This is a genomic window from Microbaculum marinum, from assembly GCF_037855135.1.
GTDB lineage: Bacteria > Pseudomonadota > Alphaproteobacteria > Rhizobiales > Tepidamorphaceae > Microbaculum > Microbaculum marinum.
In genome coordinates this window covers 452,802-467,583 of the sequence record NZ_JAZHOF010000003.1, presented here as the reverse complement: position 1 = coordinate 467,583, position 14,782 = coordinate 452,802, and the positions used below count along the sequence as shown (strand labels likewise).

Sequence of the window (14,782 nt, the reverse complement as noted above, 5' to 3'; positions counted from 1 at the left end):
ACGGCGTTGGCGGCTGGGTGCCTACGTTCCCAGGCGGCATCGAGCCGCCCGCCCGCCCCGCCGCTGCGCGGCGGCCCCCTCTCCAACTCTCCCCCACAAGGGGGGAGAGAGGAGCAAGGCGCCGGTCGTTGCAGGTCCCACATGCTCCTGTCGCGCAGCAGGCATCGACACATCGACCAACGACGGGCGGATGCCCCAGGGGACCCTCTCCCCCCTTGCGGGGGAGAGTTGGAGAGGGGGTGAGGAGCGGTCCGCGCAAGCGGACGAAACGCATGGCGTTTCGAGCGACGAACGCCCGAGGCTCGAAGCCGAGGGCCGGGGCGGTGCCGCGTCAGCGGACGAAACGCATGGCGTTTTAAACGGCGAACACCCGCGGCTCGGGCCGACGCCCGGACACGCGCAAAAGAGCGCCCGAAAAAGGGCCGCGGGCTCGGACTGTCGCGCCGCCGCCGCCCGGTTCCAGCAAGCGACTGGCGCGTGCTGCGTTTGCATGGATACGCTGCGCGACTCCTCTTCCGCTCGTCCCCGTGACAGCGGGGACCCAGCGCACCATACCGGCGAAGCCGCCGCTGTCATGCTGCATGTCCGCACGGCACACCCCAAGCCCTCATGGTGAGGAGCGGGCAAAGCCCGCGTCTCGAACCACGAGGGCGGCCCGCGCGATCACTCGCCGCGCAAGACATTGCGCCTTCGGCGGACCGTCGCGCTGGGTTTCGGCCCACCGTCCGCTCGCTGCCGTTCGCTCCTATCGTCCGCAACGAGCGGCTAAGGACGGGGCGGGCTCCTGCCACCCTCTGTCCCGCTCACTGCCGCGGCGACACACCGGCCCCCGAACCAACCTGAACGCGATACCCGCCCTCACGCCTTCCGGAACGCCATCACCTTGGAGACGAACGCCGGCTCGCTCGACACCTGCTCCAGCCCGGCCTCCCGGAACAGCGCCGGCAGGTCCTCGCGCGTGTAGCTGTCGTAGTAGGGCTCGTGGAAGCCGTGCGGGAACATCTCCAGCAGCCCGTCATAGTCGGCGACGTCGCCGAGCTGCAGAGAATCCATGAACACCAGCAAGCCGCCCGGCTTCAAGACCCGGGCGAATTCGGCGGCGACGATGCGGCGCACCCTGGGCGGCAGCTCGTGGTAGAGGAAGATCGTCGTCACCACGTCCTGGCTGCCGTCGGCCAGCGGCAGGGCTTCGGCGTTGGCGACCAGGAACCGGGTCCGGCCGCGCCGCCTGAGATGCCGTCGGGCCTCCTCGACATAGGATTCCGACAGGTCGATGCCGGTGGCGCGCAGGCCCGGGAAGGCATCTTTGACCGCCCGCAGGAACCGGCCGGTGCCGCAGGCCACGTCGGCAAGCGAGACCGTGCGCTGGTCGCGGCCCTTCAGCGCCGCGTGGATCGGCACCAGCGCCTGCCGCCGCATGGCATTGGCGGTGCCGTTGAACAGGACCTCGACCTGGAGGTCGTAGATCTTGGCGGAGTCCTCCGACAGGTAGCCGCCGGACTGGTAGTGGAAGTTCTGCAGGTAGTAGCGCGGGAACCTGTCACGGAACTCCTCGGAAAAGACCTGCTGGTGCTCGCCCTTGCGGCGGCGCTCGAAGATCTCCGGCAGGTCGAGGAAGAAGGTGCGGCTGCGGTCGAGCAGGGCGGGCAGGGGGCCGTCATGGTCGTTCGGCAGCGGATAGATCCCCGCCTCGACATTGGCGATGTCGCGGGCGAACAGCTGGCCGAGATCGCGCCACAGCCGGTCGCGCTCGGGCGTCGGACGCGTCGTCGACCGCTTGACCGCGGCGTCGGGATGCTGCTCCTCGGCAAAGCGCCGCAGACGCCCCATCGCATAGCCGTGCGCCAGGTACCAGGCGACGCGCGGCCCCTGCCTCAGCCCGTAGCTCGCGCGCAGGCCGAGCCGGCCGAGACCGGGCCTTCCAACGTCGGATCGATCGGGCGCCGCGGCCATGGCGAACTGCGCTCCTGCTGCCGTCAGCCGCGCGAAAGCTGCGCGACGACCTCAATATGGGGCGAGAACAGGAACTGATCCACCGGCGTCACCCTGTCGATCCGGTAGCCGCCGTCGACCAGGATGCGAAGATCCCGGGCAAGCGTCGCCGGATTGCAGGAGACCGCGACGATCCGAGGCAGGCGGGATCCGGCCAGTTCGGCCGCCTGGGCGGCCGCCCCGGCGCGCGGCGGATCGAACACGGCCGCCCGGAAGCCCGCCAGTTCGCCGGCGGTGACCGGCATCCGGGCCAGATCGCGCTTCAGCGTCGTCACCGGCTTCAGGCCTCGGGCGCGTCTGGCGGCAAGCGCGAGCGTGACGAGTGCGGCCTGGTCGCCCTCCACGGCGAGCACGCGCGCGGTCCGCGCGAGCCGCAGCGCGAAGGTGCCGATGCCGGCATAGAGATCGGCGACCCTGTCGGCCTTGCCGACGCCCTCGCAGACCAGCCTCGCCATCGTCGCTTCCGCCTGCGCCACCGCCTGCAGGAAGGCGCCCGGAGGCACCGCGACCTCGATCCTCTCGAGCGCGCTTCCCTCCAGCCCGACCGCCGGCTCGGCCATCTGCAGCGCCGTCTCGCCGGCAACCGACAGACGGGCGATGTCGAGCTCCTGAACCGCCGCGGCGGCCGAGGCCGGCAGGTCGGCCGGCCGCAGCTTCGGACCGTCGATTGCCACGTCGAGGCCCGTGAGCGTCGCCGTCACCGCGACGCGGAGCTCGCCCTTGGGCGGCACCAGCGGCGCGGCCAGCCGCGCCAGGCCGTCGAGCGCGCCGGCGATTTCCGGCACTAGGATCGGGCACTCGGAAATCTCGACGATACGGTGCGACTGCCTGGCGTGGTAGCCGAACCGGATCCGCCCCTTCTCCCGCCTGGCGGCGAACACCGCGCGGCGGCGCGTGCCCGGGCCGATCGGCACCGTCGGATCGACCTCTGCGTCGAGACCGCGATGGCCGAGCGCATGACGAACCTGGTCGCGCTTCCAGTCGAGATAGGCCGGCCCGGCCATGTGCTGGAGCACGCAGCCGCCGCAATCGCCGAAATGCCGGCAGATCGGCGCTGTCCGGTCCGGGCTGTCCTCGAGGATCCGGATCGCCCGCGCGCGGTTGCGGTCGGCTCCCTCGTAGCGCACCTCGACCCGTTCGCCGGGCAGCGTCATCGGCACGAACACCTGCCCCCGGTCGGTCGCGGCGATGCCGTCGCCGAGATGGCCGAGCCGGTCGATGGTGAGGACCTCCGGTCTCGCCTCAGCCGTCATCACCGGCTCCGTCGCGTCTGGCGCCGAGCAGGAACTCGCGGTTGCCGTCGCCGCCGGCGATCGGCGAGTCGGTAAGGCCGACGATCGTCCAGCCGCGGTCGCGCAGCCAGTCGGCGATCGCCTCGGCCGCACGTTGCGCCGCCTCGCGGTCGCGCACGATGCCGCCGCGGCCGAGCGCCTGGCGGCCGACCTCGAACTGCGGCTTGACCAGCGCCACCAGCCGCGCCCCCGGCTTTGCGAGAGCGAGCGCGGGATCCAGCGCCAGTTTCAGCGAGACGAAGCTGACGTCGGCGACGATCAGGTCGACCGGATCCGGTACCTGCGCATCCGTCAGGTCGCGGGCGTTCAGGCCCTCGAAGACGGCGACGCGCGGGTCGGCCGCGACCGCCGGATCGAGCTGGCCGTGGCCGACGTCGACGGCGACGACGCGCGCCGCGCCGCGGGCCAGCAGCACCTGCGTGAAGCCGCCGGTCGAGGCGCCGAGGTCGAGGCAGGTCAGGCCGGCCGGATCGATTGCGAATGCGTCGAGGCCGGCGATCAGCTTCAGCGCCGCCCGCGACACCCAGGCGAGCGCCGGATCGTCGACGGCGATCTCGGCGTCGTCGGCGACCGGCGTGCCGGCCTTGGCGACGGTGCGGCCGGCGACGCGCACGTGGCCGCGGGTGATCGCGTCGCGCGCACGCGACCGGCTCGGCGCAAGCCCGCGCCGCACCATCGCCTCGTCGAGCCTGGAGCGTGTCATGGCGATGTCTATAGCAGCGCCGGCGGGAAATGCGATGTGAAGGAACGGCGGTGGGCCGCATCGGCGGCGCACCTGCAGCGATGTCCTCGACCTCGAGGTCGGAGCGCACTGCGCTCGCACTGACGCGCCACGTGAGCGCCTTCCGCTCGTCCCCGTGAAATCAGGGGACCCGGCGCCATACCCCGACGCCGCCGCCGCTGTTGCAGCGCGTCCTTGCCCTGCAAATGGAGCCCTCATGGTGAGGAGCGCTCGCATGAGCGCGTTTCGAACCACGAGGGCGGCCCGCATCAGACCGCCCCCCGAGAGCATTGCGCCTTCGGCCAACCGTCACGCTCAAGTTCCGGCTCCCCGTCCGTTCACTGCCGCCGCTCACAGCCGTTCGTCCCCGGTGCCCGGAATGAGCGGCTGTGGGTGGGGCGGGCACCTGCCACCCTCTCTCCCGCTCGTCCCTACGGGGACGAGCGGTTGATCGAGCCTCCCGATCGGCCTGAAGGCAGGCTGATCTAGTGCGGCGAGCGCTCCAGCATCGCGGCCAGGCCGTCGCTGTCGCCGGTGTCGGCCGACTCCAGCTTCAGCCAGTACATGAAGTCCATGTAGACGGTGCTGGGCGTGGGTTGCGCGGGCGGGCCGGGAATCCTGGCGTTGCTGTGGCAGCCCATGCAGTTCGCCCGGACGTAGGTCTCCATCGAGCTGTTGGCTAGGTAGGGCGTCGTCTCCTCGTTGCCGCGCCCGGCGATCGGCACCTGCGGCTGCTCCAGTCCGCGGTCGACGTTGGTCTCGGTCGTGCAGCTGGTGCTGTTGGTGTTGTACCACTGGGTGCTGATCAGCTTGTAGTTCGACCACACCGACAGGCTGCCGAGCGCCGCCTCGCACGCCTTGTTCATCTCATGGGCGGTCGGATAGTACTTGCGCACGTTGACCTGGGTGCAGGCCCGGGTCATGCCGGCGACGGGCTTCGGCGACCGGTCGAGACACCAGCTCGTGTCGCCATCGACGTCCGGGTTCTTGCAGCCGGGCCGGTTCGACACCGGCACCACGTTGCAGGACTGGCAGGCGTCGGGATCGGCGCCGTTGGCCGAGCACTCCTTGGGAAAGAAGTTGTACGTCCGCTTGACGTTGGCCGGGCAGGCGGTGCTCGGTCCGGCATCCTGCTGGTCGCCGGTCGGCGGCAGCTCGGTGCAGTTCGGCGCATTGCGGTTGTGCTCGAAGGTCGACCAGGTCCAGCGCGGCTGCTTGACCGTCTTGTGCGCGATGTGCTGGCCGACCAGCGCCATCACCTTCTTCTCGCAGGTCGCCACGCCGCTCTTGTTGGTATAGGCCGGCGAATGAACGAGCAGTTCCTCGATGTGGAAGCGCCCCCGGTCGGCATAGCCGAAGGCCAGCGCCTCGTCGGGCAGCTCCATCCAGGCGTTCTTGACCACGTAGGCGCCGGCCTTGCGGCTGGCCGGATCGCCGCGCCTGTAGCCCTCCCGACCGCAGGGGAAGTTGACGTTCTCGGTCAGGCCGTTCACCACGTCGCCGTCGTAGAGCTCGTTGTCCACGACGTATCGCTGCGCGGCCGGGCTGACCATGATCTCGAACCGCAGGAAGTTGCCGTTGGCGTCGATCAGCGGGTCGTTGGAAAGCTCGCCGTGGCCCGCCTGCAGGAACAGGTCGTCCACCTTGCTGACCTCGGCGAGGACGCGGTACTTCTGGTAGCCGTCGATTGCCATGCATTCGTCGGGATAGTACTCGGTGCCCGAGGCGAAGCAGTCGCCGTCCGGGCACTTGCAGTTCGGCGAGTCCGGATCGCGGGCGCAGTTGATCAGCCCGTCGGTGGACGACCACCTGCTCCACTGGGTCTGGTTGTCGCCCCTGCGGCTGATCCGCTTGCCGACACCCTGCGCGTTGAGCGCCAGGAAGGTGCGCCACGAATACTTGTCGAAGGCGCCCTGGGCGCTGTCGGAGGGAAGGTCGGCCCTGACGTCGCCGGGAAGCTTGTAGCGCAGCGGGCAGGACATCGCCGTGGCCTCGCCGCCGCCGATCGCCGGCCCGGAGCGCGGCGTCATCATCGCCACCTCGCTGGCGCCGGGCGACGATTGCGCCAGCACCGGTCCTGCCGCCGCTGCCAGCAGCCCCAGCCCGGCGAGCGCCGCCACCAGCAGTCCGAGAAGGCCTCCGGCCTCTCTCGCCCCCCTTGATGCCCCCCTGGATGCCCCTGTCGTCATGTTCTCCTCCAGATGTTTCCTGCACATCCTGGCGATCGATGCGCGCTGGCACTCAGACAGGCGGGGCGCCGTCCGTCGCGGACTGCAGGTCGGGTCCGCTCAGGCTTGTATTGATTTGAAGACCGCTTTCACGCCGCCCCTGCTGCACATCGTCGCACCGATGATAGCACGGAAAGCGCCACGGTGTGCGGCGGGCCGAAACTTTCGGCGCGAGCGTCTCAGAAGATCCAGGGCAGCAGGCGCTTGGTGCGTGCCGAATAGGCCCGGTACTCCTCGCCGAACGTCTCCAGCATCAGCCGTTCCTCGCGGAACACCCGGAACAGGAACAGCGTGCCGAAGCCGACCAGCCCCGACAGCCCGGCGATCCAGTTCGGCAGCAGCAGCGCCTGCGCCACCGCCCACAGGAAGAAGGCGGTGTACATCGGGTGGCGCACCATCCGGTAGACGCCCTCGGTGATCAGCCGGTGCTGGTCGCGCACCTCCAGCGACACCGACCAGTTGCGGCCGAGGTCTCGATGGGTGCGGTGGAACAGGTAGAGCGCCAGCCCGAACACCGCCGTCCCCAGCCAGGCGCGCATCGGCGAGAACGGATAGTCGGCGAACCCGTCGAACCCCGTCGCGACATAGGCGACCGGCACGATGCCGAGCCCGGTCAGCGAGATCGACAGCAGCACGAGCTCGCGGCCGTCGCGGCTGCTGCGGCTGACCGCCGTCTTGCGCGCCCGCCGCTCGTGCGGGTAGCGGATGATGTACCACGCCACGGCGCAGATCGCCCACACGGCCTTGGCGATAATCGGCGTCATCCGGTCTGCTTTCCCTCTCGGCCCGGCGCCGTCCGTTCCGCATCGGAAGCGGAATCGGCCGCCTGGGCGGATGGCAGATAGGTACCGTCTTCGGCGAAATTGTCCACGGACAAGGTGAGGTTCTCGATGCGCCTGCGCATCGGCATCGGTCCGCAGCACGACATGAAGAAGTCGTAGTGGTAGCGCACCTCGTTGCCCATCACGAACTGGCGGTGCAGGCGCAGCAGGTTGTACCTGAACCGCCGGTAGCTCCGCGGGCTCAGCATCGCCCGGATCTTCGCCGTCCGGATCACCGGCGAGCGCGGCGCGTCGAGGCGCAGCACCCGCACCGGATCGCAATGGTAGAAGTTCAGCACGTCGACCAGCGCGGTGTAGTCGATCCAGGCGACCTGCGGCGTGTTCAGCACCGTCTCGATCGACCGGCGCAGGCCTGTCGCGCCGGGATGCAGGCCGACCTTCAGCAGCGACGAGCCGACCGTCATCACCGTCACCGGCGGGCTCGCGGCGGCGAGCCCGGGATCGTCCCGGATCGCTCCGGCCAGCGATTCGGCGGCCAGCACCGCGCCGAGGCTGTGCCCGACGATCAGCACCTCGTCCGCATCGCCCCGGCGGGCGACCTCGCCGATCAGCCGCGAGAACATGTCCAGCCGCCGCCGGTAGTCCGTCCGGCGCCCCCAGGCGATGGCGCTGGCGAAGTTCCAGTCGTTCAGCATGTAGCGGGCGTGGAACAGGTCGCCGGGCCAGCGCAGCAGGGCCCAGAAGGCCGCCACGCCCAGCGGCAGCTCCGCATACCACGGCATCGCCGCGCCGAGCGCCGACAGGGCACCGTCGGCCAGCGCGACGGCCAGCATCGCGGCGAGCGCCACGGCCGCGACGAGGACGATCGCATAGGAGAAGAACAGGCCATACCGCCAGGCGACCGCGAAGTAGCGGAACGCCGTGCCGGTCAGGACGAAGTCGAACAGCGCCGCTATGCCCGCCGGGATCGCCTTCCAGTCCGGGCGGGCGAAGTCCTCGGCGATCAGGTCGTTCCAGGCGCAGTAGTGGAACCGGGTGCGGACCCGCCAGTTGGAAGCCTCGGTGTCGATGTCCCAGGTCAGCGCGCCGTGCGCTATGTCCTCCTGAGGTGCGCCCGCCGTCGACCTGACGTTCCAGGTGCCCTCGAACCGCTTCAGTTCGCGGACGAGCCGCATGTACTGCCGCTCGGCATCGGCCTTCTCGTAGCCTCCGAAATAGAGAACGGCGCGACGCCCGATGATCTGCGGCACTTCTGGCATTCCGGCTCGCGGTCAAGCGATCAAGCGATCGACAGGCGCTGGATTGGATCGGAGCCGGGGCCGCGTTGCAAGCGCCGTGGCCATCGGGGAACCAATCAGGTAAAAATTTGTTGAGAATCAGCTGGCGTTAATCAACGCGGAAATAAGTTGGCTGATCGATTCGGGGTTGGCAAACTCGTTTGACGGGGCGCCGGTGCCGGGCGGCGCGATTTCGTCGTCGGCAATCGGGAATCGGAACTTCGAGGGGTCACGTATGGATTTCCGTGTTTGGAAGCTTGTCATTGCCGCTGCATTGTTCGGGTCTCTTTCTTTTTCACCAGTCGCCAGTGTCGCCAATACCAGCCTTGACGGGACGTCGGCCACGCGCCCGGACACGCGGATTGCCGCAACCGTCAGCGGCCGCACCGGAGAGGTCTACCTGCTGCGCGGGCTGATGGACGTGTTCTCGCAGGGCATGGACACCCTGGGCAGGCAGCTCGACGAGAAGGGCTTCACCACCGTCGTCACGAATCACTCCGCCTGGCCGACCCTGGCGAAGAAGATCACCGAGCGCTACAAGGCTTCGAAATATCCCGAGCCGGTGTTCCTGGTCGGCCATTCGCTCGGCGCCGACGCGGTCATCCTCCTGTGCGAGCGGCTCGCCCAGAACGGCGTGCCGGTGGCTCTCGCGGTAACCTTCGATCCGGTCCATCCGCGCGTCGTGCCGACCAACGTCAAGCGCTTCGTCAACTTCTACCAGTCGAACAACGGCTGGGGCGCGGCTGTCAAACCCGGGCCGGGCTTCAAGGCGACGCTGGTCAACACCGACCTCAAGGACCGCACCGACATCCACCACACCACAATCGACAAGGCGGATTTCCTGCACACCAAGGTCATCGAGGAGATGATGAAGCTGTCGCGCCCGATCCGCCGCCAGGCGACGGGATAAGGCGCACGGAAAATAGCGCCTACGGCCGCTCGTGACGCTGGACCCCGGCTCAGGGCCGGGGCGTATGCCCGTTGCTGCCCGTTGCATGGTAAAAGCATCTGCCCAACGCACTGACTACATCCCGGCCTCCGCGCCGGGATCCAGCGCAAAGTCACGCGAAGCCCCCGCTCTTCCTGCGCATCCCCACGCCCCACCCCAAGCCCTCATGGTGAGGGCGGGCGAAGCCCGCGTCTCGAACCACGAGGGCGGACCGCCCCGGATCGCCCGCCGCCAGAAAATAGCGCCTGCGGCCGCTCGTGACGCTGGGCCCCGGCTCGAGGCCGGGGCGTATGCCCGTCGTATGGTGAAACGCCTGCCCACGGCACCGACTACGTCCCGGACGTGATCCGGGACTTAGCGCAAGCCTGGCAAAGCCGCCGCGTCCCTGCGCATCCCCACGCCACACCACAAGCCCTCATGGTCAGGGCGGGCGAAGCCCGCGTCTCGAACCACGAGGGCGGGCCGCACCATAACCCGCCGCCAAAAAATAGCGCCTTCGGCCGCTCGTCACGCTGGACCCCGGCTCGAGGCCGGGGTGTATGCCTGTCGCATGGTGAAACGCCTGCCCACGGCACCGACTACGTCCCGGACGTGATCCGGGACTTAGCGCAAGCCTGGCAAAGCCGCCGCTCTTCCTGCGCATCCCCACGCCACACCCCAAGCCCTCATGGTGAGGGCGGGCGAAGCCCGCGTCTCGAACCACGAGGGCGTGCCGCACCGGTCACCCGCAGCCGAAAATAACGCCTTCGACCGCTCGTCACGCTGGCCCCCGGCTCAAGGCCGGGGCGTACGCCCGCCGCATGGCGAAGCGCCTGCCCACATCACGGACTACGTCCCGGCCCCCGCGCCGGGACCCAGCGCAAAGCCCGGCGAAGCCGCCCCTTTTCTGCACATCCCCGGCCCCACCCCAAGCCCTCATGGTGAGGGCGGGCGAAGCCCGCGTCTCGAACCACGAGGGCGTGCCGCCCCGGATCGCCCGCCGCCAGAAAATAGCGCCTCCGGCCGCTCGTCACGCTGGACCCCGGCTCAGGGCCGGGGCGTATGCCCGTCGCATGGTTGCAGCATCTGCCCACGGCACCGACTACGTCCCGGACCTGATCCGGGACCCAGCGCAAAGCCCGGCGAAGCCGCCGCTCCTGGCCTCAGGCCAGCCGCGTCGTCTCTTCGATCGCGTTGCGGCCGAGCGACTCGAGGATCTTCGCCACGATCCCGGCCTTGTCGAGGCCCGCCCGCGCATACATCGCCTCGGGCTTGTCCTGGTCGAGGAAGACGTCCGGCAGCGTCATGCAGCGCACCTTCAGGCCCCCACTGATCCCACCGAAATCTAGCTGGCCGTCGTCGGAGAGGAACTGCAGCACCTGGCTGCCGAAGCCGCCGACGGATCCCTCCTCGATCGTCAGCAGCACCTCGTGGTGGTTGGCGAGCTGCCGGATCAGGCCGTGGTCGAGCGGCTTGGCGAAGCGGGCGTCGGCGACCGTTGCCGGCAGCCCGTAGGAGGCAAGCTCGTCGGCGGCCTTCAGCGCCTCGCCGAGGCGGCCGCCGAACGACAGGATCGCCACCTTGCCGCCGTCGCGCACGATCCGGCCCTTGCCGATCTCCAGCGGCGATCCCTCCGCCGGCATCTCCACGCCGAGACCCTCGCCGCGCGGATAGCGCACGGCCGACGGCCGGTCGTCGATGGCGGCGGCGGTTGCCACCATGTGCTTCAGCTCCGCCTCGTCGGCCGACGCCATGATCACGAAGTTCGGCAGGCAGCCCAGGTAGGCGATGTCGAAGGCGCCGGCATGGGTCGGCCCGTCGGCGCCGACCAGTCCGGCCCGGTCGATCGCGAAGCGCACCGGCAGCGACTGGATCGCCACGTCGTGCACCACCTGGTCGTAGGCGCGCTGCAGGAAGGTCGAATAGATCGCCGCGAACGGCTTGTAGCCCTCGGTGGCGAGGCCGGCGGCGAACGTCACCCCGTGTTGTTCGGCGATGCCGACGTCGAAGGTGCGGTCCGGGAACTCCCGGCCGAACGCGTCCAGCCCGGTGCCCGACGGCATCGCCGCGGTGATCGCGCAGATCCTGTCGTCCTTGCGGGCCTGCTCGATCAGGCTCTCGGCGAAGACCTTGGTGTAGCTCGGCGCCTTGGCCGCGCCCTTGGCCTGCTCGCCGGTGATGATGTTGAACTTCGAGACGCCGTGGTACTTGTCGTCGGACTTCTCCGCCGGCTCGTAGCCCTTGCCCTTCTGGGTCACGACATGCACCAGGATCGGGCCTTCCTGGGCGTCGCGGACGTTCTTCAGGACCGGCAGCAGGTGGTCGAAATTGTGCCCGTCGATCGGCCCGACGTAGTAGAAGCCCATCTCCTCGAACAGCGTGCCGCCGGTGACGAAGCCGCGCATGTGCTCGACCCAGCGGGTGATCAGCCGGTCGACCGACTTCGGCAGATGGGCGGTCAGCCGCTTGCCGCGCCGGCGAATGGTCATGTAGGTCGGGCCGGAGATCGACCGGGCCAGGTAGGAGCTCATCGCGCCGACCGGCGGGGCGATCGACATGTCGTTGTCGTTGAGGATGACGATCAGCCGCTTGTCCATCGCGCCGGCATTGTTCATCGCCTCGTAGGCCATGCCCGCCGACATCGCCCCGTCGCCGATCACCGCGATGACGTTGTTGTCGCGGCCGTCGAGATCGCGGCCCACGGCCATGCCGAGGCCGGCGGAGATCGACGTCGAGGAATGCGCGGCGCCGAAGGGGTCGTATTCGCTTTCGGCCCGCTTGGTGAAGCCGGACAGGCCGCCGCCCTGGCGCAGCGTGCGGATGCGGTCGCGCCGGCCGGTCAGGATCTTGTGCGGATAGGCCTGATGGCCGACGTCCCAGATCAGCCGGTCGGCCGGAGTGTCGAACACGTAGTGCAGTGCAACCGTCAGCTCGACCACGCCCAGCCCCGCGCCGAGGTGGCCGCCGGTCACCGACACCGCGTCGATCGTCTCCCGGCGCAGTTCGTCGGCCAGCTGCCGAAGCTGAGACTCGTCGAGCCTGCGCAGGTCTTCGGGCAGGCGAACCGTGTCGAGGAGCGTCGTGGTCGGGGGTGTCATGTCGGGCGTTTTTACCGGTTGTTTCCTGCCGGCCGCCGGTTCCGGCAGCCCTCAAGCGTTACACCAGCTTGATATAGGGTGCCAAGGGCGACTCTTGCACCGGTGGCGCAACGTCGCGCCGCGCGCCCTCCCGGGCACGGGAAGGGGAGACCGGGCTGCGCGGAGGAAAACGGTGCCTCAGACGTCGACGATCGTGATCGCCGTGCCGCTTTCGTCGATGGTGCAGCGCGCCGGGCGTCCGTTGACGTTGAGCTCGACGGTGTAGGTCGCCGACCCGGAGCGCGCCGAGGCGGTCGGCAGCACCTTGTCGGCCGGCGCCGCGTAGACGTTCGCCGCCTCCGCCGCGCACAGCAGCTGCAGGTCGGCCGGCGCCGTCTCCACCGCCGGGCGGACCGCCTGGCCCGACGGCGCGCTCGCCTGCTGGGTCGTCGAGTTGCAGCCGGCCGCCATCAGGCCGAGGCCGATCAGGCCGGCCCACGCAGCCACGGTTCCCGGAATCGGCGTTGTCATGTCGTCTTCCCCCGTATTCCCGTTTGCCTCCGGCGCCCGCTCACACGCCCTTGTAGAGCGCGGCGCCCTGCATCAGCACGACCACCTTGGCGCCGACCTGGACCCGCTCGTACAGGTCGATGATGTCGTCGTTGTTCAGCCGGATGCAGCCCGACGACACGTTGAGCCCGATCGACCAGGGTTCCGTGGTGCCGTGGATGCGGTAGATCGAATCCCGGTTGCCCTCGTAGAGGTAGAGCGCCCGCGGTCCGAGCGGGTTGTCGGGACCGCCCGGCATGCCGCCCGCGTACTTGGCGGCCTTCGGGTCGCGCGCCACCATTTCCGCCGGCGGCGTCCATACCGGCCACTCCGCCTTGCGGCCGACACTGACGATGCCGGCCCAGCCGAAGCCCTCGCGGCCGACGCCGATGCCGTACCGGATCGCCTGGAAATCCGGCAGGATGTAGTAGAGGAAGTGCTTGTCGCCGTCGATGACGATGGTGCCCGGCTTCTCGGCGGTGCGGAAGGTCACGACGCGGCGCTGGAAGGCCTGCGGCGTCTGGCCGTGGCGCTGGAAGAACTCCATCGCCCGGCGCGGATCGTAGTCCTCCCACGAACGGGTCTGGGGATTGTAGATCTGCGTGTTGGCGTTCAGCGCCGCCGCCGAGCCGGCCGCGAACACCACGCCGGCCAGCGCGTAGCGCGCCGCGCGCGACCAGGCCGTCCGCCCGATGCGGCCGCGCCGGCTGGTTGACTGGGACATTGGACTGCGCACTCCGATGGTCCTCGCTTCCTTGCCGATGCTACTGCTTCGCCCCGTTCCGCCAGGCCGACACGCGGTCGGAATTGTCCGATATCCACGCGGCGGCGAAATCGTCCGGGTCGCGCCGCTCGACGATCAGCGCGTAGGTCATTTCAGAGACCGTATCGACGTCGAGCCGGATTGATTCCAGGTAGGCGGCGACCTCGGGGTGCGCCTCGGCGAGCCGGGTCGAATAGTTGATGTGGAAGAACGACGGCGGCCAGGCGACGCCGGCGTCCGACTTCTCCAGCCAGTCGGGATCCTGGGCCGGCGTCAGCACGGTCCACTTGCGCGGGTCGTAGGCCGGTTCGTCGAGGAACACGATGTCGTGCAGCTCGAAGGCGTAGTGGGGCTCGTAGCAGTAGAAGACCAGCGGCTTGCCGGCCGCCATCGCCGCGTCGATCGCTGTCACCGCGATCTCCTCCGGCGCCTCCAGCAGGTCCATCGTCTGCGCGTAGCCGTAGCTTCTGGCGCGGATCTTCTCGATGCGCGTCGACGACCAGTCGGCGGCGCCGATCCACATCTCGCCCTTGCCGTTGCCGTCGGTATCGAAGATCCCGACCTTGGCCGGATCGGCGAGATCCGTGACCGAGGTGATGCCGTGCTCGTCGCGGGTGAGGCGGGTCGCGCAGATGCCCTGCCGGGCCGGCACGCCCTTCCGGCTCATGTTCACCGACTTGCGCCGCAGCACGTATTCGGCATTCAGGGCGCCGTGGTTGGGCAGCCAGACCTCCGGATGGATGTCCCCGGTGCCGTCGTCCATGGCCGCGAAGATCGACTCGTTGGTGCCGTCCTCGAGCGCGACGTCTACGTCGAACTCCTGCTCCAGCAGCGCCTTCAGGACGTGCGCGGTGACCTTCGCCGAGGACCAGTCCGGCACGCCGATCACCACGTCGGCGGCGCGGGCCTCCCCAGCCAGGGATCCGGCGGTGCCCCCGGCCAGCGATGCGGCTGCCAGCGACCCCGCGAGCAGCGCCGCGGCGAGGGACCTGTACCCGGTCATTGGAAGCACCCCGCGATCCTGACCGTTTCCAACCCTTGGGCCGGGCTCCCGGCCTGCACGCCTTATTTAGCTTGCGAACGCACCCTGCGGCAACCGCACCGGACGGCATTCTGTTGCACGGCTTGCAAATCTCCGGTCGCGACGGCCGCTCCGGTGCCCCGGTCACGTTC

General features: G+C 69.4%; 11 protein-coding genes. 1 reads left to right on the top strand and 10 read right to left on the bottom strand.

Annotated features, from left to right (window positions below; translation table 11 throughout):
* Nucleotides 1-858: 858 nt before the first annotated feature.
* The 6 genes from V3328_RS09255 to V3328_RS09230 all read right to left on the bottom strand — a co-directional run bounded on the left by V3328_RS09255 (nucleotide 859) and on the right by V3328_RS09230 (nucleotide 8,274).
* The gene (locus tag V3328_RS09255) at nucleotides 859-1,953 is read right to left on the bottom strand and encodes a class I SAM-dependent methyltransferase (protein WP_340329355.1); all 1,095 of its coding nucleotides are present in this window, start codon (nucleotides 1,951-1,953) and stop codon (nucleotides 859-861) included.
* 23 nt (nucleotides 1,954-1,976) lie between these two features.
* The gene (locus V3328_RS09250) at nucleotides 1,977-3,245 is read right to left on the bottom strand and encodes a class I SAM-dependent RNA methyltransferase (RefSeq protein WP_340329354.1); all 1,269 of its coding nucleotides are present in this window, start codon (nucleotides 3,243-3,245) and stop codon (nucleotides 1,977-1,979) included.
* Nucleotides 3,235-3,987 (bottom strand): TlyA family RNA methyltransferase, encoded by a 753-nt coding sequence (locus V3328_RS09245; RefSeq protein WP_340329353.1) that lies wholly within the window; start codon nucleotides 3,985-3,987, stop codon nucleotides 3,235-3,237. Before V3328_RS09245 ends, V3328_RS09250 begins: the two co-directional genes overlap by 11 nt.
* 503 nt (nucleotides 3,988-4,490) lie before the next feature.
* Nucleotides 4,491-6,194, bottom strand: coding sequence for a hypothetical protein (locus V3328_RS09240; RefSeq protein WP_340329352.1), 1,704 nt, complete (start codon nucleotides 6,192-6,194; stop codon nucleotides 4,491-4,493).
* Nucleotides 6,195-6,412: 218 nt separating this feature from the next.
* On the bottom strand, nucleotides 6,413-6,997 hold the full coding sequence (locus tag V3328_RS09235; protein WP_340329351.1) for a protein-S-isoprenylcysteine O-methyltransferase: 585 nt from the start codon (nucleotides 6,995-6,997) through the stop codon (nucleotides 6,413-6,415).
* On the bottom strand, nucleotides 6,994-8,274 hold the full coding sequence (locus V3328_RS09230) for a hypothetical protein (RefSeq protein ID WP_340329350.1): 1,281 nt from the start codon (nucleotides 8,272-8,274) through the stop codon (nucleotides 6,994-6,996). Before V3328_RS09230 ends, V3328_RS09235 begins: the two co-directional genes overlap by 4 nt.
* Before the next feature lie 253 nt (nucleotides 8,275-8,527).
* Between V3328_RS09230 and V3328_RS09225 the strand changes: the two genes are divergently transcribed.
* Nucleotides 8,528-9,202 (top strand): RBBP9/YdeN family alpha/beta hydrolase, encoded by a 675-nt coding sequence (locus tag V3328_RS09225; RefSeq protein ID WP_340329349.1) that lies wholly within the window; start codon nucleotides 8,528-8,530, stop codon nucleotides 9,200-9,202.
* 1,181 nt (nucleotides 9,203-10,383) lie between these two features.
* Here V3328_RS09225 and dxs read toward each other — a convergent pair.
* From dxs to V3328_RS09205, 4 genes are all read right to left on the bottom strand, one after another.
* Nucleotides 10,384-12,318, bottom strand: a complete 1,935-nt coding sequence (gene dxs / locus V3328_RS09220) for a 1-deoxy-D-xylulose-5-phosphate synthase (protein ID WP_340329348.1) — start codon at nucleotides 12,316-12,318, stop codon at nucleotides 10,384-10,386.
* Between the two features lie 177 nt (nucleotides 12,319-12,495).
* Nucleotides 12,496-12,828 (bottom strand): pepsin/retropepsin-like aspartic protease family protein, encoded by a 333-nt coding sequence (locus V3328_RS09215; RefSeq protein ID WP_340329347.1) that lies wholly within the window; start codon nucleotides 12,826-12,828, stop codon nucleotides 12,496-12,498.
* A gap of 40 nt (nucleotides 12,829-12,868) precedes the next feature.
* Nucleotides 12,869-13,570: a L,D-transpeptidase gene (locus V3328_RS09210; protein ID WP_340329346.1), complete on the bottom strand. Its 702-nt coding sequence runs from the start codon at nucleotides 13,568-13,570 to the stop codon at nucleotides 12,869-12,871.
* Nucleotides 13,571-13,610: 40 nt separating this feature from the next.
* Nucleotides 13,611-14,612 (bottom strand): ABC transporter substrate-binding protein, encoded by a 1,002-nt coding sequence (locus tag V3328_RS09205; RefSeq protein WP_340329345.1) that lies wholly within the window; start codon nucleotides 14,610-14,612, stop codon nucleotides 13,611-13,613.
* Nucleotides 14,613-14,782 lie beyond the last annotated feature (170 nt).